13 protein-coding genes, 1 tRNA gene and 2 pseudogenes are annotated in these 18,779 nt (G+C 73.2%); 8 read left to right on the top strand and 8 right to left on the bottom strand.

The features are described from left to right. Window positions 1-22: 22 nt before the first annotated feature. The 3 genes and pseudogenes from ACTWQH_RS01625 to ACTWQH_RS01615 all read left to right on the top strand — a co-directional run bounded on the left by ACTWQH_RS01625 (window position 23) and on the right by ACTWQH_RS01615 (window position 3,702). On the top strand, window positions 23-793 hold the full coding sequence (locus ACTWQH_RS01625; protein ID WP_443284426.1) for a bestrophin-like domain: 771 nt from the start codon (window positions 23-25) through the stop codon (window positions 791-793). Between the two features lie 24 nt (window positions 794-817). Then, window positions 818-2,350, top strand: a pseudogene (locus ACTWQH_RS01620) (AMP-binding protein). Continuing rightward, window positions 2,347-3,702 carry a carboxyl transferase domain-containing protein gene (locus ACTWQH_RS01615; protein ID WP_443284425.1) on the top strand — a complete coding sequence of 452 codons (1,356 nt, stop codon included), beginning with the start codon at window positions 2,347-2,349 and terminating at the stop codon, window positions 3,700-3,702. Before ACTWQH_RS01620 ends, ACTWQH_RS01615 begins: the two are co-directional and overlap by 4 nt. Here the strand turns inward: ACTWQH_RS01615 and ACTWQH_RS01610 are convergent. Together ACTWQH_RS01610 and ACTWQH_RS01605 are read right to left on the bottom strand one after the other, a co-directional pair. Next, window positions 3,689-4,774 (bottom strand): MsnO8 family LLM class oxidoreductase, encoded by a 1,086-nt coding sequence (locus ACTWQH_RS01610; RefSeq protein WP_443284424.1) that lies wholly within the window; start codon window positions 4,772-4,774, stop codon window positions 3,689-3,691. The genes ACTWQH_RS01615 and ACTWQH_RS01610 overlap by 14 nt on opposite strands. 81 nt (window positions 4,775-4,855) lie before the next feature. Beyond that, the gene (locus ACTWQH_RS01605; protein ID WP_443284423.1) at window positions 4,856-5,839 is read right to left on the bottom strand and encodes an acetylxylan esterase; all 984 of its coding nucleotides are present in this window, start codon (window positions 5,837-5,839) and stop codon (window positions 4,856-4,858) included. Window positions 5,840-5,960: 121 nt separating this feature from the next. Here ACTWQH_RS01605 and ACTWQH_RS01600 point away from each other — a divergent pair, with 121 nt between their 5' ends. Both ACTWQH_RS01600 and ACTWQH_RS01595 read left to right on the top strand, forming a co-directional pair. Then, complete coding sequence (locus ACTWQH_RS01600; protein WP_443284422.1) at window positions 5,961-7,412, top strand: lipase maturation factor family protein; 1,452 nt, start codon at window positions 5,961-5,963, stop codon at window positions 7,410-7,412. Window positions 7,413-7,460: 48 nt separating this feature from the next. Beyond that, window positions 7,461-7,534, top strand: a tRNA-Pro gene (locus tag ACTWQH_RS01595). A gap of 102 nt (window positions 7,535-7,636) precedes the next feature. Here ACTWQH_RS01595 and ACTWQH_RS01590 read toward each other — a convergent pair. Continuing rightward, window positions 7,637-9,114 (bottom strand): annotated as a pseudogene (locus ACTWQH_RS01590) (LacI family DNA-binding transcriptional regulator). Between the two features lie 1,037 nt (window positions 9,115-10,151). Next, window positions 10,152-11,582, bottom strand: a complete 1,431-nt coding sequence (locus ACTWQH_RS01585; protein WP_443284421.1) for a glycosyltransferase family 4 protein — start codon at window positions 11,580-11,582, stop codon at window positions 10,152-10,154. 158 nt (window positions 11,583-11,740) lie between these two features. On the opposite strand from ACTWQH_RS01585, the gene ACTWQH_RS01580 reads away from it, so the two are divergent. Genes ACTWQH_RS01580 through ACTWQH_RS01570 form a run of 3 tightly spaced genes read left to right on the top strand, consistent with a single transcriptional unit; the run spans window position 11,741 to window position 14,779 of the window. After that, the gene (locus tag ACTWQH_RS01580; RefSeq protein ID WP_443284420.1) at window positions 11,741-12,925 is read left to right on the top strand and encodes a glycosyltransferase; all 1,185 of its coding nucleotides are present in this window, start codon (window positions 11,741-11,743) and stop codon (window positions 12,923-12,925) included. Continuing rightward, window positions 12,901-13,785, top strand: coding sequence for an FkbM family methyltransferase (locus ACTWQH_RS01575; RefSeq protein WP_443284419.1), 885 nt, complete (start codon window positions 12,901-12,903; stop codon window positions 13,783-13,785). Before ACTWQH_RS01580 ends, ACTWQH_RS01575 begins: the two co-directional genes overlap by 25 nt. A gap of 16 nt (window positions 13,786-13,801) precedes the next feature. Next, window positions 13,802-14,779 carry an NAD-dependent epimerase/dehydratase family protein gene (locus ACTWQH_RS01570; RefSeq protein ID WP_443284418.1) on the top strand — a complete coding sequence of 326 codons (978 nt, stop codon included), beginning with the start codon at window positions 13,802-13,804 and terminating at the stop codon, window positions 14,777-14,779. Window positions 14,780-14,826: 47 nt separating this feature from the next. On the opposite strand, the gene ACTWQH_RS01565 is transcribed toward ACTWQH_RS01570, so the two are convergent. From ACTWQH_RS01565 to ACTWQH_RS01550, 4 genes are all read right to left on the bottom strand, one after another. Further along, a complete protein-coding gene (locus ACTWQH_RS01565; protein ID WP_443284417.1) occupies window positions 14,827-16,020 on the bottom strand; it encodes a glycosyltransferase family 4 protein in 1,194 nt (397 codons plus the stop codon). Window positions 16,021-16,024: 4 nt separating this feature from the next. Further along, a complete protein-coding gene (locus ACTWQH_RS01560) occupies window positions 16,025-16,768 on the bottom strand; it encodes a class I SAM-dependent methyltransferase (RefSeq protein WP_443284416.1) in 744 nt (247 codons plus the stop codon). A 146-nt stretch (window positions 16,769-16,914) separates the two neighbouring features. Then, window positions 16,915-18,075, bottom strand: a complete 1,161-nt coding sequence (locus ACTWQH_RS01555) for a glycosyltransferase (protein WP_443284415.1) — start codon at window positions 18,073-18,075, stop codon at window positions 16,915-16,917. Further along, complete coding sequence (locus tag ACTWQH_RS01550) at window positions 18,072-18,770, bottom strand: WbqC family protein (RefSeq protein ID WP_443284459.1); 699 nt, start codon at window positions 18,768-18,770, stop codon at window positions 18,072-18,074. Before ACTWQH_RS01550 ends, ACTWQH_RS01555 begins: the two co-directional genes overlap by 4 nt. Between the last annotated feature and the right edge of the window lie 9 nt (window positions 18,771-18,779).

Genomic DNA, 18,779 nt, shown 5'->3' with positions numbered 1-18,779 from the left:
TCACGGTCCTTCAGGAGGCCCGGTGTCCGAATGGCTGGCCCTGATCATCGTCATCCTCGCCACCTCCGGCGTCGTGCTGCTCATAGCGGTGCTGCGACAGCGCCGCGCGGGCGAGGACGACGACCCCTCGGAAACCCCCGACGTCATCGAGTACATGTCGATGATGCTCGGCGTGGTCTACGCCGTGGTGCTGGGCCTCGCCATCGCGGGCGTGTGGGAGGCGCGCAGCGCCGCCGAGGAGTGGGTGCAGCGCGAGGCCCAGGCGCTGTACGAGGTCAGCCAGCGGGCGGAGGTCTTCCCCGACGACGTCCGCGACGACATCCGCGGCGGGATCGACGCCTACGTCGCCCACCTCGTGGCGGAGGAGTGGCCGCACATGGCCGACCACGGCGAGCTGACCGAGCGCGGCGACGCCCTGCTGGAGCAGGTGCGCGACACCGTCATCGGCCGCGAGCCGCGCACGGTGCGCGAGGTGGAGTCCTACCAGGGCATGATCGACCAGATCGGGGCGGCCGAGGAGGCCCGCGCCGCGCGCGGGCAGAGCGCCGAGCCCAGCATGCCGAGGGTGGTGTGGATCGGGCTGTTCACCGGCGCCGCCGTGGTCGTCGGCATGGTCTTCGCGCTCCAGATCCAGCGCTCGATCAGGGAGTTGGTGCTGGCCGGGCTCTTCAGCGCCCTGATCGCCTTCCTGCTCTACCTGGTCTGGTACTTCGACACCCCCTACGCCCGCAGCCTTCAGGACGCCGTCGAGGCGTACACCGAGCTGTTCCCCCACGCCGCCAGGGCCGCCTAAGGCCGGCGCCGTAGCATGCGGCAGATGAGCCTCATGTTTCCGGCCCTGAGCAGCGTGCCCGCCAAGCCCGCACTGCGCTTCGGGGACCAGACGCTCGGCTACGACCGGCTGCGCGGGGAGGCCCTGGCCCTGGCCCGCCGCCTGACCGGGACCGGCGTACGACGCGTGGCGGTGTGGGCCGTGTCCACCCCGGACACCGTCGTGGCGACGGTGGGGGCGCTGCTGGCGGGCGTGCCCGCGGTGCCGGTCAACCCGAAGATCGGCGAAGGCGAGCTGGCGCACATCACCGGCGACAGCGCGCCCGGCCTGGTGCTGGCCGCGCCCGGCGTCGAGCTCCCCGGCGCCCTGGCCGCGCTGCCCCGGCTCGCCCCCCGCCCCGGGGCGTGGCCCCCGCCCACCGCCGCCGACACCGCCGACGCCGATGCCGATGCCGATGCCGATGCCGATGCCGATGCCGAGGATGCCGCCCGGGCGGTCGCCGACGAGCGCCCGGCGCTGATCGTCTACACCTCCGGCACCACCGGGCCGCCCAAGGGCGTGGTGCTCTCCCGCCGCGCCATCGCCGAGACGCTCGACGCCCTCGCCGACGCCTGGGCGTGGGCCGAGGACGACGTCGTGGTGCACGCGCTGCCGCTCTTCCACGTCCACGGCCTGGTGCTCGGCATCCTCGGCCCGCTGCGGCGCGGCGGCACCGCCTGGCACCTGGGCCGTTTCTCCCCCGAGGGCGTCGCCGGGGCGCTGGCCAAGGAGGGCACCATGCTCTTCGGCGTGCCGACGATGTACCACCGGCTTGCGGAGGCGGCGGAGTCCGACTCCGGGCTGGCCGGCGCGCTGGCCGGGGCCCGGCTGCTGATCTCCGGCTCGGCGCCGCTGCCGCTGCCCGACCACGAGCGGATCCTGGCCGCCACGGGCCGCCGCGTCATCGAGCGGTACGGCATGACCTAGACGCTGATGAACACCTCCGTTCGCGCCGACGACCTCGACGCCCTCCCCGGCACGGTCGGCGTGCCGCTGCCCGGCGTCGAGGTGCGGCTGGTCGACGAGTCGGGCGCCGAGCTGCCGTCCGGCCAGGCCCTCGACGCGGAGGCCATCGGCGAGATCCAGGTGCGCGGGCCCAACCTCTTCACCGAGTACCTGAACCGCCCCGAGGCCACCGCCGAGGCGTTCGACGGCGAGCCCGCCGCCGGGGGCTGGTTCCGCACCGGCGACATGGCCACCCGCGACCCCCGGGGCCGCTACCGCATCGTCGGCCGCCGCTCCACCGACCTCATCAAGTCCGGCGGCTACAAGATCGGCGCCGGCGAGATCGAGAACGCGCTGCTGGCACACCCCGGCATCGCCGAGGCCGCCGTCACCGCCGAGCCCGACCCGGACCTCGGCGAGCGCGTCATCGCCTGGGTGGTGCCGCGCGACGCCGCCGCCCCGCCCTCCGCCGAGGAGGTCGTCGAGCACGTGGCCCGTCTGCTCGCCTCCCACAAGCGTCCGCGCGAGGTCCGCTTCCGCCCCGCGCTGCCGCGTAACGCCATGGGCAAGATCCTCAAGCGGGAGCTGGCGTGACGGCGGACCCCGCCGCCGGACGGGGCCCGCTCCCGCCCGCCGTGCCCGCCCGGGAGCTGATCGCCACCCTCACCGACGACTTCACCGAGCTGCCGCACCGCACCCCGGCCCCGGGCAGCGCGCCGCCCGGCGGGCCGCTGCGCTGGCGCGGCTACGACGAGACCCGCGCCCGTGCCCGGGTGCGCACCGGCGAGAGCGAGTCGGTGGTCTGCGGCGTCGGCCGGGTCGGCGGGACCGAAACCGTCCTGGTCGCCTTCGAGTTCGGCTTCATCGGCGGCTCGATCGGCGAGGCCGCCGGCGACCGCGTCGAGAACGCCTTCACCACCGCCCGGGACCTGGCGCTGCCCGTTGTCTCGGCGATCGCCACCGGCGGCACCCGGATGCAGGAGGGCATGCACGCGCTGACGCAGCTGCAGCGCATCGCCCGGCAGATGGTGCGGCTGCGGGCGGCCGGGCTGCCGCACCTGGCCGTGCTGGCCGGGCCGGTCACCGGCGGCGGCTGGTGCACGCTCGGCGCGGGCGCGGACGTCCGGCTGGCGCTGCCCGGGGCGCAGATCGGCTTCGCCGGCTCCCGGGTGCGCCCGCCCGGCGCCGACCCGGCGGCGTACACCGCCGAGGGGCAGTACGCCGTGGGCCAGGTCGACCGCATCGTGCCGCGCGGCGAGCTGCGGGAGGCGGTGGCGCGCTGGCTGGCGCTGCTGACCACCCCGGCCGCCGGGCCCGCGCGGCCGCCCCGCGCGCTGCGGGACGCCCCGCTGCCCGGCACCGGCTGGGACGCGGTGCGGCAGGCCAGGTCCGCGGAGCGGCCGCGGGCCGAGGCGTACCTGCGGGCGTACTTCTCCGTCCGCGAGCCGCTGGCCAGCACCGACCCGGGGATGCTCATCGGCTTCGGGCGGCACGTCGGCCGCACCGTCGGCTACGCCGCGCAGCTCGGCACCGCGACGCGGCCCGCCGGGTTCCGCGCCGCCACCCGGCTCATCCAGCTCGCCGACCGGCTGTCGGTGCCGGTGCTGACGCTGGTGGACACCCCGGGCGCCGCCAGCGGCGACGACGCCGAGCGCGAGGGCGTCGGGGCGGCGATCGCCGAGACCATCACGGCCGTGGCGGCCTCCCGCATCCCGGTGACGACCCTGCTCATCGGCGAGGGCGGCTCGGGCGGCGCGGTCGCGCTCACCGCCCCGGGGCGCGTGTGGGTCACCCCCGACAGCTACTACTCGGTGATCGCGCCCGAGCGGGCCGCCGCCATCCTGAGGCGCGGCCCGGACGCGGTCCGCGCCACCACCGAGGAGCTGCGGCTGCGGCCCCAGGACCTGGTCGAGATGGGCCTGGCGCGCGGCGTCACGCCGACGTGAGGGGCGTGACCCCGGCCGCCCGCAGGCCCGCGAGGCGGGCCAGCCGCTGGTAGGAGCCGAGGCGGGCGGCGGCGCCGTGGGTGGTGAGGGTCACCAGCACCTCGTCGGCGCCGGTGCGCCCGATCAGGCGGCCGAGCCGGGCCGCCACCTCCGCCTCGTCGCCGAACACCTGCGAGGCGCGGGCCTGCTGGAGATAACGCCGCTCCCGCTCGCTCATGCGCGTCTCGCGCGCCACGATCTCCTCGGGCGCCTCCAGCGGCGGGAAGACTCCCCGGGTGCGGGAGACGACCGTGGCCCAGGCCTCGGGGAGCTGCAGCAGGCTCGCGGCCTGGCGGGTGGCGGCGACGGCCACGTTCGCCGCGACGCTCACGTACGGCCTGCCGGGGCCGTGCGGCGAGGGCCGGAACGCCTCGCGGTAGCCCGCCACGGCTGCCAGCGTCCGCTCCTCGTCGCTCAGGCTGGCCATCACCAGCGGCAGCCCGTGCACGGCGGCGATCTCCGCGCCCGCGCCCACGGCGAGCACGAACGCCGGCACCCGCAGCCCGCGCGAGGGCACCGCCGTCACGCCGGCCTCGCCGCCCTCGCCGCTCGCTCCGCTCCCGCCGTCGCCGAAGTAGCCCAGCAGCTCGGCCAGCTGCTCGCCGAAGCGCTCGGCGGCCTCCTTCTCCGCCCCCAGCGCGCGCCGCACCGCCCCGGTGAACCCGACCGAGCGGCCCAGCCCCATGTCGACGCGGCCGGGGAAGAGCGACTCCAGCACCCCGAACTGCTCGGCGACGACCAGCGGCCGGTGGTTGGGCAGCATCACGCCGCCGGTGCCGACCCGGATCCGGGAGGTCGCCGAGGCGACGGCGGCGGCCAGCACCGTCGGCGCCGAGCCGGCGACGCCGGGCACGCCGTGGTGCTCGGCGACCCAGAACCGGTGGAAGCCGAGATCCTCGGCCTGGCGGGCGAAGGCCGCGGTCTCCCGCAGAGCCTCGGCCGGGCTCTGACCGCGGCGGACCAGCGCCCGGTCCAGGACCGACCAGCGCACCGAGCGCAGCCGTTCGACGTCGTTCGCATCCCCTGTGTCCACGCCTGGTTCAACAGCGCGCGGGCTCCGGGATTCCCGGCGCCGGGCGCGGCGTGGCGCCGGGCGCGCGGCGTTACGCCTGCGTCACGCGCGCTCGGGCGCCAGCCCGCGCCCGGCCAGCCAGCGCAGCTGCTCCTGCGGCTGGGAGCCCCGGCCGCCGGCGTGGTCCCCGTAGTGCCACACCGAGATGTCCTTCTCCCCGGCGTACCGGTTGTAGGCGGCGTAGACCGTGGACGGGGGGCAGATCGGGTCCATCAGGCCGACGCTGAACAGCGTGGGGGCGGTGGCCCGGGAGGCGAAGTGGACGCCGTCGAAGTAGTCGAGGGTGGCGAAGACGACGGCGGGGTCGACGCGCTGGTGGATGCCGAGGTAGTTGACGATCTCCGGGTAGGGGCCGTCGCCGGCGATCTCGCTCGCCCGCCGGTAGTGGCACAGGAACGGCACGTCGACCAGGGCCGCCGCCACCGCGTCGCCCGCCAGGCCCGCGGCGGCCAGCGCCAGCCCGCCGCCCTGGCTGCCGCCGGCGACGATCACCCGCTCCGGGTCCACGGCCGGGTGCAGGCGCAGCGCGTCCACCGCCCGCACGCAGTCGGTCATCAGCCGCCGGTAGTAGTAGTGCGCGGGGTCGGTGATGCCCCGGGTCATGAAGCCGCCGACCCACTGCGGGCTCGGCACCGGGTCGGGGTCGGGGGTGTCGTGGCCCTGGCCCCGGGTGTCGACGACGAGGTGGGCGTACCCGGCCGCACTCCACAGCAGGTGCTCGATGTGCAGGCCCCGGCCGCCGCTGTACCCGATGTAGCTGACCACGGCCGGCAGCGGCCGCGTCCCGCCGCGCGGCAGCAGCAGCCAGCCGGCTATGGGCTGCCCGCCCCACCCCGGGAAGCGCACGTCGAAGACGTCCACCGCGGTCAGCGGGGAGTCGGCCACCGGCCGGTACTCGGCGGGCGCGTCCGTGGCGGCGCGCGCCGCGTCGAGGGTCTTGGACCAGAAGTCGTCGAAGTCGCCCGGCTCCTGCACCTCGGGGCGGTAGCTCCGCAGCTCGTCCAGCGGCATATCGGTCAGCGCCATGCGCGGGCCTCTTTCGTCCGGGGTAAGTGACTACCGCGCAGGAAGCTACGTCCTGCCGGCCGCGCTGGTCAACGCTTCATCGGCCTGCCACCGAGGGCCCACGGGTGGTACGGATGGACCCATGGACTGGATCGCCGACCCCGACGCGTGGCTGAGCCGGCTGGTGCTGCAGCGCGGGCTCGCGGTGGTGTACCTGGTCGCCTTCCTGGCGGCGGCGCGCGAGTTCCGCGCGCTGGCCGGGGAGCACGGCCTCACCCCGGCCCCCGACTTCCTGCGCCGGGTGCCGTTCCGCCGGGCGCCCAGCCTCTTCCATCTGGGCTACTCCGACGGGCTGCTGACGCTCGTCGCCTGGTCCGGCGCCGCGCTGGCCGCCGCGGTGGCGGCGGGCGCGGCCGACGCGCTGCCGCTGTGGGCGTCGATGCTGCCGTGGCTGGTGCTGTGGCTGCTGTACCTCTCGATCGTCAACACCGGCCAGATCTGGTACGCCTTCGGCTGGGAGTCGCTGCTGCTGGAGGCCGGGTTCCTGGCGATCTTCCTCGGCAACGACGAGATCGCGCCGCCGACGCTCGGGCTGCTGCTGATGGTGTGGCTGGTCTTCCGGGTGGAGCTGGGCGCCGGGCTGATCAAGTGGCGCGGCGATCCCTGCTGGCGGAAGCTGACCTGCCTGTACTACCACCACGAGACGCAGCCCATGCCGGGCCCGCTGAGCTGGTGGTTCCACCGCCTGCCGCGCCCGCTGCACCGGGTGGAGGCGACGGCCAGCCACGTGGCCCAGCTCGCCGCGCCCTTCGCGCTCCTCCTCCCCCAGCCCGTCGCCACCTGGGCGGCGGCGTTCGTCATCGTCACCCAGCTGTGGCTGGTGGCCTCGGGGAACTTCGCCTGGCTGAACTGGCTGACGATCCTGCTGGCCGTCGCCGCCGTGGACGGCGCGCTGGCCGCCCGCCACATGCCGCTGCTGCCGGACCCGCCCGCGCGCCAGCCGGACGCCCCGGGCTGGTTCACGGCACTGGTGCTGGCCGCCACCGCCGTGGTCGCGGTCCTCAGCTACTGGCCGGTCAGCAACCTGCTCTCCCCCGCCCAGCAGATGAACCGCTCCTACAACCCGCTCCACCTGGTCAACACCTACGGCGCCTTCGGCACCATGACCCGGCTGCGGCACGAGGTGGTGCTGGAGGGCACCGACGACCCGGATCCGGGGGAGAACGCCCGCTGGGAGGCGTACGAATTCCACGGCAAGCCGGGCGACCCGCGCCGCCTCCCGCGTCAGTTCGCGCCCTTCCACCTCCGCCTGGACTGGCTGATGTGGTTCGCAGCCCTGGCCCCGCACAGCCCCCACCCCTGGCTGCGCCGCCTGGTCCAGCGCCTTCTGGAGGGCGACCGCGCCACCCTCCGCCTCCTGCGCACCAACCCCTTCCCCACCGCCCCGCCCGCGTACGTACGCGCCCGCCTCTACCGTTACCGCTTCACCACCTGGCGTGAACGCCGCGCCACCGGCGCCTGGTGGCACCGCACCGCCGTCGGCGACCACCTCCCCCCGCGCTCCCTCGACCCCACCCCCACCACCAGGCCCTGAGCACGCACCCTGCCCGATGAGGTAAGGTTGCGAACGCCAAACCGGCACCGGGACGTGGCGCAGCTTGGTAGCGCACCTGACTGGGGGTCAGGGGGTCGTGGGTTCAAATCCCGCCGTCCCGACAGGAAAACAGCAGGTCAGAGCCTCTATTCCACCACAGGATAGGGGCTCTTAGCATGCCCGGAGACGAATGGGGAGCGAAATGGGGAGTGGATCTTGGTTGGCTACTGCTCGGCTGCTGCGGCCCGCTCCCGGAGCAGGGCGTCCAGCGTCGGGACCGGCGAGCGCGGGGACTTCTCCGCTCTCGCGTCCAGCGACGCCTCCCACAACTCCGTCAGATCGGTGACGAGCCGTAGACGCATCCTGTCCGTGACATGAGCGTACCGAGCGGACACCGACCCGTCGATGTGCCCCATCCGCTCGTCGACGAGCACCTTCGGCGTGCCGAGTTCCTCCAGCACCGTGCGGTGGGTGTGCCGTAGCCCGTGCCGCGTCAGGCCTTCCTGGATCGGCTCCCAGACCCCCGTTGCCCGAGCCGCCGCACCTCGACCGCGCGCAGGCACACCGGGCCACGGCTCCGCGATGATCGGCACCGGATGCCGAGGGTGCGGTGCCTTCGGCGGGTACCATCCGGTCGCGGCCGGAGTGAAGATCCACGTCGCGTAGCCGGAGCGGCGCCAGTGCGCCGCCTGCTCCACCACCTTGCCGCCACGCACGAACCCAATCTCGGCGACTGCCTTCTCCACGCGCGCCCTCGTGCGCTCGGTGACCCGCTCCGGCCGGTTGAGGACGTTGGAGACGGTTGCCGTGGACACGCTGGCCTCCCGGGCGACGTCGGCCAGCGTCGGCCCTGACCGGGAGCCCTTCCGCCCGCTGCCCCAGCCACGGAACACGAACGGATGGCCATGGCAGGGGCACGGCCCGGTGGCACGCGCGGTCTGGTCGGCGAGCAGACCCGTTAACCACCTCGGGGCGTCGATATAGCGGTAGGAGTCGTCCTTCGGCGGGCAAAGGGCCAGGGTCCCGGAGTTCAGCTCGTCAGCTGCTGCTCGACACGAACCACTTCCTCCCGGACGAACTTCGGGGCGAGGCCGACGATCTCGCCCCACCGCATGCCGGTGTAGCCGATGGTCACCGTCGCGACGAACTCATCATCCCGTCCGGCAAGGAGCGCTGCCCGCTCGGCCAGCAGCAGGCTGCCCAACGAGTCGGTGATCTTCTTCTCCGGTCCACGTGACGACGAACGGCCGGCCCGCTTCCCGCGATTGCGGCGCTTTTGCCGGGTTGCCGGCCCGGGTACCTTCCTCGACGGCGTCCTCGAGGATGAGGTGCAGGATCTTCCGGTAGCCCATGACGGAGCTGACCGCGCCAGTCTCCCGCTCTCGGCGCTCCCACGCATCGATCGCCTTCGCCTGGATGTCGCCGATGGCCGTGTCGCCGAAGCGCGGGAGGATGTGCGTCAGGGAGGCTGCTAGTCCTCAATACTGGACGGGACGAGATCCAGCGCCCCGAACCATCCCTCATCGTCCTCGACGCCGTACACGTACTCGCGCAGGGTGATCCGACCGCGCTCCGGAGGAACCCACTGGTTCTGCTCCGCCTTGGCCTCTTCGTCCCGTTCGGTGTCGCGCGCAGCCTTCTCAGCCTTCCGCCTGCTCCTGAACCGGACGACTTGGCCGTGTTCATCCTTAACCGAGTCCAGATTGCCGTGCGGCCGTGGGTAGCGCCCTCGGTATTACCTACCATTGCGCGTCTTGCGCCACTCCCCGTAGGCCATGCGTCTCTCCTCGCACACATGGACTGCCGCACTGCTCGGTGCGGCGAGAGCAGGGGCGTGCGTTGAGCCATCGGTTCTCCCCCGGTGAGCCGGAGGGTGGATGTGCCCAGAGACAGGCCGCTCGCGGCACCGAATCAACGACAGTCCGCCAACATCGATGCACTCAAAAGTAAGAGTAAAGGAAGTTCGCATGCAAGCGCGATCAGTAGCCCATTGAGCGTGAAATGCGTCCGGACGAGCGGGCCCTGCGCCTTCGAGCGGCGTCATCTCGCCGCGGCTCCTGACATCTAGTGAACCCCACACCGATGGGGCCGCCCCGTACTGGCAGGCGCGGGGCGGCCCCAGCCCACTCACAACCGAAGCGAATGGAGCGGTCCTTGCATCGGCTTAGCCCTACCCGACAGGCCAACAGGGCCGCACATGAGAGGGTCCCCGGCGCGGGCCGAGAGGGGGACGAATCGCCGTGACCCATCCCATCCACACCGAGCTGAGTGCGGGCGGCGATCCAGGGAGATTCAGATCCACCGCTGGACAACCGACGACGGAGAAGAGTGCGCCGTACTCCACATCGGGGAGCAGCTGCCGCTCTACGCGTCGGGCGCCTCCCCCGGGTGGCTACATGCCCTGGCAACCCGGCCGGCACCACGCCGGCGCGGGGCATGCGGCGCCCAGGGGCAGCGCCGAACGCTCCTGCATTCAATTGAAAGACAAACAGCTTCCCCTTGATGGAAATATGCCGAGACGAATGAGCCACTAGTCTCGAGAGATCCCTGTCCGTGTCAAGCGCCGGTCTAATTCCTCTCCCGAGCCGCCTCAGAGGTAAGCAGCATGTCCAGGAGATCGCAACAGCGTTCGCAAAAGGGAAGCCTCCGCATCCTCACCAGAAGCGGACATCTCCCTGCTTCTGCTCTCTTCGGTCACACCCTATCAACGACGCTTAATTGATCCGGATACGCCGCACGCTATCGCGACCAGCTTTCCTTATTGCGCATCAGGGGCGCTCGGAGATTTCCCTTTCCCGGTTCTTCGCGCGCGGCGCTCGTTGCGCGCAGGGACGCATAAAGTTCATTCGCAGCGAGGCAGGCTACGCGCCGTGGCATACCTCTCGATATTCTCGCCGTGGGTGACCACTCATCCGTAACTCCTGCCCCGGGACAGGCGAAGTACACTATCACGTCACCCTTGCGTCGAGCATTCCCCCTTTCGGGGGACGTTGGTGCAGGCTCGGAGGCGGCAGGGTGGGTCGAAGACAACGCGGCGCATAAGGCGCCGCGACGTCCTCCGCTGCCGCGGTCTCTACGGGCCACCCTGCGAAGCGTCGTCGCGTACCACTCCTCCACGCGGCGGGCCACCACCGGCCAGTCCAGCGCTTCGGCCGCCTGTCTGCCCAGCGTTCCCATCCGCTCTCGCGCGGAGGCGTCGTCAAGCACCGTGGCCACAGCCGCCACCAGGCTGTCCGCCGATCCGGACGCGAAGACGCGGTAGGCATTCGGGTTGGTGACGACCGGGTCGAGTGTGGCGTGGGATGAGACGATGACCGGCGTGCCGAGGGCGAGTGCCTCCAGCGCGGCGGTGGGCACGCCCTCGCCCTTCCCGGCGAGCCTGCGGGAGGCAAGCACGAAGACCTGGGCCCTCCCGAGGAGGTCGTAGACCTCTTCCCGCGGCAGCGCGCCGGCCAGCTTGACCCCGGGGCCTGCCGCCGCCAGCCGTCCGAGCCGGTCGCGTTCCGGGCCGTCGCCCGCGATCACCAGGCGAAGTCCGCGGCGGTCTCGGGCCAGCCGGTGGAACGCCTCGATCAGCAGACCGTGGTCCTTCATCGGGTTGAGGGCGCCGACGCTGACGATCAGGCCGGGCTCGCGGGCGGAGGCTGGAGAGGGCGGCGGCATCCGGGAAAGCTCGAGTCCGCTGGACATCGCGAGGATGCGCCGCGCCTCCACGCCCCGGGCCCTCAGGTCGGCGGCGGTCGCCTCGCCCAGTGCGACGAACCCCGCCACGTGCCGGAACGCGTGCCGGGCCAACCGGCGGTGGCGTTCGCTGAGTGTCGCGTGGACGGTGACGATCAGGGGCACGCCCAGACGCCGGCACGCCGGTCCCAGCACGAGGGCCTCGACGTGGTCGCCGTGCAGGTGCACCAGGTCCACACCGCGAGGGCCGCCCGGAACGCCGCGCAGGGCCCGGGCCACCTGCGCGGCGAAGGCCAGCCTGTCGGACACCACGGCCGGCACGCGGGACGCGGCGCACGGCCGCGTCGGAATCGGTGCCGCGCCGTCCGGCACGCATGCCCCGTGCCGGAACGCCAGCGACACCTGGTGCCCGGCGGCGACCTGCTCGCGCGTCAGGCACTCGACGTGGCGCTCCATTCCACCGGGCTCGGGGGGAATTCGATAGCTCACCCGCGCGATTCTCATACCACCGCACTATCCCTGGTGACGCGGGCCGGGTGGTCAGTTCTGACCATCGTTCACCCGAAAGCATTGTTTAGTCGATAAATGGATATGATGGGTGAACTTTCGGGGCACGCTCCCTGCGGCACATGCGAAGGGGAGTTTCGATGTGCGGAATCGCAGGGGCGGTCTCGGGCGTGCGGGTCTGCGAGGTCATCAAGACCCTCGACGTGGGCGGTGCGGAGGTGCTGCTGGCCGAACGGCTCGGCCTTGCCCCGCAGGACGGCGTGTCGTACACGGTGGTGTGCCTGCGCGCCCGCACCCGCGTATTGACCGACCGGCTGCGGAAGGCGGGTGTGCCGGTCGTCAACCTGTCCCCGGCGCTGGGTTCGTCCCCCTACCTGCGTCTGGCGTCGACCGTGAGACGGCTGCGACCCCACGTGGTCAACGTCCACTCACCGCTGCCGGCCGGCGTGCTGCGGCCCTGCGTCCGGCTGATGCCGCACCGGCGCCGGCTGATGTCAACCATGCACAGCGTCCATTTGCGGCGGCCCACCGCTCTCCTCAACCGGCTGACGATCGGTCTGGACGACGTCACGGTGGCCGTCTCCCCACTCGTGGCGCGCGCCGCCACCACCCGCGGCGCCCGGCACCTCGTCAGCAGGGTGCACGGCGTCGACCTCGCCGAGCAGCGGCACTGGGCGGAACGGGCGGCCGCCACCCGCGCGGACTTCGGGGTGCCTGATGGGGCGTTCGTCGTGGTCTGCGTCGCCAACTTCACCTGGATCAAGAACCACACACTGCTGGTGAGAGCCGCCGACCGGGTGGTGCGCCGACGGCCCGACGCGCTGTTCCTGCTGGCCGGCGAGGGCGAGTTGCGCGCCGGGGTTGCCCGAGAGGTCGCGCGCCGCGGGCTGGGCGAGTGGGTCCGCATCCTCGGCCAGGTGCCGAACGCCAGGCGACTCGCGGCCTGTGCCGACCTGGTGGTCCTCAGCTCGCACCACGAGGCGCTGCCCGTGGTGATCATGGAGGCGCTCGCGGCGGGGGTGCCGGTGGTGTGCACCGCCGTGGGCGGCGTGCCCGACCTGGTGCGCCACGGGCACAACGGCATCCTCACCGAGCCGGAGTCGGCCGAGGCCCTGGCCGCCGGGATTCTGGCGGCGATGAGCCCGGAGACCCACCGCAGGCTGCGGGCAGGGGCCCGTGAGGACGCCGTCGTGGTCGACATGGCCTCGACCGCCGTGTGGTTCGAGGACCTCTACAAGGAGCTGGCCGCGGGCCGCCCACGCGTACCCCGCCCCGTCGAATCCGGGAAAGGAACCGGCAAGTGCCCACCACCGTCGCCGGCGTGATCAAGATGATCTGGGACCACCCCGCCAACCGCGGGCGCCGGGTCCGCGCCCTGGCCGCCATGACCGGCTGGCAGGCGTACAAGCGGCTCATCGGGCGGCCGTTCGACCTGAGTGTGTACGACGGCATGCCGTTCCGCGCCTACCCCGACAGCTCCCAGGTGGGCCGGTTCCTCTACTTCGGCGGGCTGCCGGACTACGAGGAGATGACCTTCATGGAGCGCTTCCTCCGCCCGGGGGACGGCTTCATCGACGGCGGCGCCAACGAGGGCATGTTCACCCTGCTGGCGGCCAAACTCGTGGGCCCCACCGGGGCAGTGCACGCGTTCGAGCCGGTCCCGGCCTACCTGGACCGCCTCCGGGAGAACGTCCGGGCGAGCCGGCTGGACTGGGTCACCGTCCACGACGTGGCCATCGGCGCGGAGCCGGGCCGGGTGCCGTTCGTGCTCAACGGCGTCGGCTCCCGCATCCGGACCGAGGCTGACGAGGCCGCCGGCCCGGAGGTGATCGTGCGGCGGCTCGACGACGTGCTGCCCGAGCGGCCGTTCGCCATGGGAAAGCTCGACGTGGAAGGCGCCGAGCACCAGGCCCTCCTCGGCGCCACCCGGCTGATGACGCGCGGGGAGCCGGCGGTGTGGATGGTGGAACTCGTGGACCGGTTCCTCGGCCGCTACGGATCCTCCCGCGCACTCCTCCTCCGATGGCTCGACGACCAGGGCTACGACCTGGCGCTCTACGACCCGGACCGCAACGAGCTGACGCCGACGTCCCGCCCCTCCGCTCAGGGACCCGACGTGCTGGCCGTCTCGCGGCGCCGCATGGACTGGGTGCGGCACCGACTCCAGACCGGGGGGCACGTGTGACGAAAGGAACTGAGCGATGAGTACGACAACCCCCCCACATCGCATCGAACGCGCGGTCGTCACCGGTGCCGCCGGCTTCATCGGCTCCCATCTGGTGGACGCGCTGCTACGGCGCGGGGTCACCGTCCTCGGCATCGACCGGCGCTCCCCCCAGAACGACGACACGGCGGCGGAGAATCTCCGCGACGCGCTGAGCGAGCCCGCCTTCCGGCTGGTCGCGGGCGACCTGGTCACCGACGAGCTGAAGCGGTGGCTGGAGGGCGCGGACGCCGTCTTCCACCTCGCCGGCGTTCCCGGCGTCCGGCCGTCGTGGGGAGACGCCTTCCGCGAGTACCTGGCCTGCAACGTGCTGGCCACGCAGCGGCTGATGGAATCCGGCCAGTCGCTCGGCGTGCCCCGCCTGGTCCTCGCCTCCTCCTCCAGCGTCTACGGCGACACCGCCGGGACCGGCCCGCTGCGCGAGGACGGCGTCACGGCGCCGAGGTCGCCGTACGGCGTCACCAAGCTCGCCGCGGAGCGGCTCGCGCTCGCCTACGCGCTGGCGCCCGGGAGCACCACGAGCGTGGTCGCACTGCGCTACTTCACCGTCTACGGCCCCCGGCAGCGGCCGGACATGGCCATCGGCCGCATGCTCCGCGCGGTGCTCACCGGGCAGCCGCTGGTGCTGTACGGGGACGGACGGCAGCGCCGTGACTTCACCTTCGTGACCGACGCCGTCGAGGCGACCATCGCGGCCGCCGTCGCGCCCGCCACCGCCGAGGCGGTCAACGTCGGCGGCGGCGACAGTGTGACGGTGCGCCAGGTGCTGCGGCACGTCGCCGACATCACCGGGAAGGAGGTCCCGGTGCGGGCCGACGAGGAGCAGGCGGGCGACGTGCGGACCACCGCCGCCGACCTCTCCAAGGCCCGCAAGCTGCTCGCCTACCGGCCCTCGGTAGCCCTGCGAGAGGGCGTCGAACGCCAGTGGGCCTGGCTGTCATCCAGGACCGGGTAGGGCGCTCCAGGACGGCCGGGGCCACGGACCGGTGCCGGGTCCGGCCGTCACAGCAGGGCGTGGAGCATCGCGGCGACGCGCTCGGGGGAGAACTCGCGCTCCGCCCGCTCCCGCAGTCGCAGCCCCAGCGCCCGCCGCTCGGCGGGCGGTGTGGCCGCCACGGCGCGCACGTGCGCCACGAGAGTGTCCAGGTCGCCGACGGGCGCGACATACGGGTAGCCGGCGCCGACCACGTCGGCCGATCCGCCCGCGTTCGTCGTCACCACGGGGGTGGCCGAGGCCATTGCCTCCAGCAGCACGCGCGGAAAGCCCTCCTCGTAGCTCGGCATGACCACGCAGTCCGCCGCCGCATACAGCTCGGGCAGGTCCCGGTTGGGCACCGCACCCAGCAGCCGCATCCGCCCGCCCAGCGCGGGATCGGCGGCCTCACGCGCCAGACGGGCGCGCTCCGGGCCGTCCCCGGCGACGGCGAGCCGGACGCGCGTGCGGGACGCCCCGTCCGCCCCGTCCACTCCGTCCTCGACGGCCGAGCGGACCGCGCCGAGCAGCGGCGTGAGCAGGCGGACGCCCTTGCGGTACGACAGCCGGTGGACGAAGAGCATGACGAACTCCTCCTCGTCCCACCCCAGCCGCGCGCGGACCCTGGCCCGCTCCGCCTCGTCCAGCGGGGTGAAGCGCCTGGCGTCCACGTCGTTGTAGAGCAGCCGCATCCGGTGACGTGGCACCCCCCAGAGCCCGGCCATGCGGGGCACCATCGTCTCCGGCCCCGTCACCAGGCAATGCACCAGCCGTGCCGTCGCGCGGTTGACGGCGTCGCGGGCCCGGTCCCCGAGGGTCTTGCGCTGCTCCGGCTCCCGCACGTCGGGCAGCCCGCTGCGCCACAACAGGATGCGGTGGCGGTAGAGGGGGCGGGTGAGAATAAGGGCGATCACGAACAGTGTGGAGTAGCGCAGGAAGTACGTGCGATAGCCCGCGCGGGCGCAGCGGTGGATCGTGAGAGCCGTGCCCAGCACCCGGCCGAGCCGGCCCCGGCCGGGCACGCGCAGCAGGAGGCGCACGCCGGGCAGCCGGGCGGGGGGCGTCCCCCGTTCGACGGCTGCCGCAACGTCGACCCGCTCGCCGAGTGCGGCGAGCAGGGCCGGTATGTGCGCGAAATGCTCCGATTCCGTTTCCGACAGGTGAGGCACGACGTAGACCAGCCGAGGCCGCGCCGCCCGCTGGTCCCCGGCCATCCGTCCCATCGGCCTACCCCACCGGCTGCGGCTGCTCGGCGCACGGCCGGGGCGCCGCCGCCAGGCGCACCGCACCGGTGATCTTCCTGGAGTCGAAGAGGAACCCGGGGCGCTGGCCCTTGACCCCGCAGAAGTCGAGGAACGCCCTGCTGCAGTTCACGTCGTCGCTCGCGAGAACCCCGCCCGGGGTCATCCGGGGCCATGCCTGGCCGTACTCGAACAGCTGCGGTAGGTACATGTGATCACTGTCGTGGAAGAACAGGTCGATCCGCCCGATGCGTGCCAGCGCCCGGCTCAGGGAGGTTTCGGGAGACGTGGCGCTGAGGATCTTCAGTCGCCACCGGGGGTGCCGGCCCACCAGACGGCCGGCGGTGGCGTTGATGTCGAAGCTGTGCAGCACGCCTGTCCCGTTGCGTTCCAGGGCGGAGAGCAGCAGCCAGGAGGAGCGGCCGTCGGCAACCCCGGTCTCCACGACGGATCCCGGCCGCAGCAGCCTGCCGAGACCGTACAGCGCGGCGCTGGTCTCGGCCTCGACGCCGTGGGTCCTCGGGTAGTGGAGCTCCGTCTCGGCGTAGCGGGCGGCCAGGTGCTCGGCGACCTCCGGGTATTCGCCGAGCACCTCGGCGACCTGACTCGGCTGCCATCCCAGGCTCTCCAGGAACGCGGCCGCCGACGTGGCCAGGCGGCCGCCGGAGCGGGTGAAGTCCGCGATGCCCGGAGGCGTGCACCGCCGGATGCCCGCTCCCAGCGCACGCATCGCCAGATGTCCGCTCAGCACGGAGGCGACCGGCCTTACGCCTGCCTGCCTGACCCATCGGCGGAGCATCGCCGCCCGCCTCATGGTGATTTCCCTCATGTCCTGATGTTTCCCCGTACATCAGGACACAAGCCTCCTTAGGCTGTTCAGCCCGGATCGGGCGGTGCACCGGCCACGGAGCGGAAGAGAGTGGCCAGCGTGGCGATGTTGGTCTCGAAGCCGTATGTCGCGAGGGCGCGTTGGCGCACCGCCGCCAACTGCCCGGCGCTGTGCGGGGCGCCGACGACGCGGCGCACGCCCGCCGCGATGGCCGCCGGCTCGGGATCGACCAGGGTCACGCTCTCCCAGCCCTCGGTGGCCGCCGGGATGCCGCCCACCGAGGTGGCGATGACGGGAAGGCCGGAGGCCGCGGCCTCCATCAGGGTGCGCGGCATCCCCTCGTCCCGCGAGGAGATGACGAAGATGTCCGCGCCGGCCATCTCCTCGCGCACCCCCGCCACGTCCCGCTCGCCGGGGAACGCCACATGGTCGCCGAGCCCGAGACGGTGCGCCCGCTCCGCGAGGGCGCCCCGGAGCGGCCCGTCGCCCACGATGCGCAGCCGCAGGCCGGGCAGCGTCGTGACCAGCTCGGCGACGGCGGCGAGCAGCAGGTCGTAGCCCTTCGACGGGTGAAGCCGGCCCACCGCCAGCAGCCGGGGAGCGGACGGGTCGGCCAGCGGCGGGCGGGCGCGCGGCAGGGGTTGTTCCCAGACGGGAAGCAGCCGGGAGGGGATCAGGACGGAGGATATGCCGTGCCGCTCCAGCGCGTCGGCGATCGACCGTGCGACGACGCGGCGGGCGGTGCTGCGCCGGGCGGACGCCACGACGCCCCTGCGCAGCACCGCCCGGCGCCAGCGCCCCAGCGAGGCGGCGGGCAGCCCGAGGTAGTCGCCGTGCACGTCCATCAGCCAGGGGAGCCTGACGCGGCGCGAGACGAGCCACGCGGCGAGCCACCCCCACGGCTCGGCGCCGTTGAGCACGACGACCTCGCCCCGGCGGGCGGCGGCACGCGCCAGGCGTGTACCGGTCCTGGCCGCCCCGGCCACCCACGCCAGCGAGCGCGCGCCGGGCCGGCGTGGCCGCCTGACGACGTGCAGTGATCCGCGCCACAGGTCCAGCGACGGGCCCGCCCAGACGCAGTGAGCCCGGCCGAGCTGATCGCCCAGCGCCTCCCAGGTGAGGAAGTCTTTGGAGACGGTGACGTTCGGCTGCCTGGTGCCGGAGAACGTCACGACGGTGAGGCCGCGCGCAGGCCGCTGAGCGGTCATGCGGGGCTGAGCCGATAGCGGGACAGCAGCGGCGGCAGCTCGGGCGCTTCCAGCCGTGCCCAGGCGTCGACCGCCGAGAGGCGGGGGACGAACGGCGCGTCGCCCTGGTCGTACGCGGGGTGGTCGAAGTCGAAGAACCTCACGGCGATGCCCTGCTCGGCGAAGGCGGGCAGGTTCAGGTACTCCCGTCCGGAAGGCCCCGAGAGGTACTCGTCGGCGCCCACCTCCCGGCACAGGTTGACCAGCAGCTCGCTTCGGGTCCCGGCCACCCGGAGCGCGGAGGCGCGCACCCGGGGCACCTTGACGTCGAACTGGCCGAGCAGCCAGGCGGCGAGGCCGAGGTTGAGATCGGCCAGACGGCCGCCGGGGGGCGCGGCGTCGAGCAGCTCCAGCACGGGGCCGATGCGCGTCGCGCCCGGGGTGGCGGCCAGTGCCTGGGCCAGCCGTCCCCGGTAGCGCCGCCGCCAGTGTGGCACCTCGCAGATCCGCACCTCGTGGATGGGCGTGCCGAGAGGTGCGGACACGGGAACGGTGAGCCAGGTGGGACGCCCGTCGAGCAGGACCCGGTTGCGGTTCTGGACGTAGTTCTTCCGGTAGGGGACCGAGTCGAGCACGATCCACAGCTCGGAGGCGGCCACCTTGGCGAGGAGGCCGAGCCACGGCAGGTGCTCGGGCTGGTGAATGGTGACTCTCATCGCTGTCAC

This window comes from Streptomyces sp. 6N223, assembly GCF_052246635.1.
GTDB lineage: Bacteria > Actinomycetota > Actinomycetes > Streptomycetales > Streptomycetaceae > Streptomyces.
Note: the sequence above shows the minus strand (reverse complement) of the source record. Positions and strands in the feature narration are given on the sequence as shown.

Bases quoted from the DNA above. Each gene is read 5' to 3' on its own strand.
- ACTWQH_RS01605 (WP_443284423.1), bottom strand. From the start codon at position 5,839: ATGGCGCTGACCGATATGCCGCTGGACGAGCTGCGGAGCTACCGCCCC.
- ACTWQH_RS01600 (WP_443284422.1), top strand. From the start codon at position 5,961: ATGGACTGGATCGCCGACCCCGACGCGTGGCTGAGCCGGCTGGTGCTG.
- ACTWQH_RS01580 (WP_443284420.1), top strand. From the start codon at position 11,741: ATGTGCGGAATCGCAGGGGCGGTCTCGGGCGTGCGGGTCTGCGAGGTC.
- ACTWQH_RS01570 (WP_443284418.1), top strand. From the start codon at position 13,802: ATGAGTACGACAACCCCCCCACATCGCATCGAACGCGCGGTCGTCACC.
- ACTWQH_RS01565 (WP_443284417.1), bottom strand. From the start codon at position 16,020: ATGGGACGGATGGCCGGGGACCAGCGGGCGGCGCGGCCTCGGCTGGTC.
- ACTWQH_RS01560 (WP_443284416.1), bottom strand. From the start codon at position 16,768: ATGCGTGCGCTGGGAGCGGGCATCCGGCGGTGCACGCCTCCGGGCATC.
- ACTWQH_RS01555 (WP_443284415.1), bottom strand. From the start codon at position 18,075: ATGACCGCTCAGCGGCCTGCGCGCGGCCTCACCGTCGTGACGTTCTCC.
- ACTWQH_RS01550 (WP_443284459.1), bottom strand. From the start codon at position 18,770: ATGAGAGTCACCATTCACCAGCCCGAGCACCTGCCGTGGCTCGGCCTC.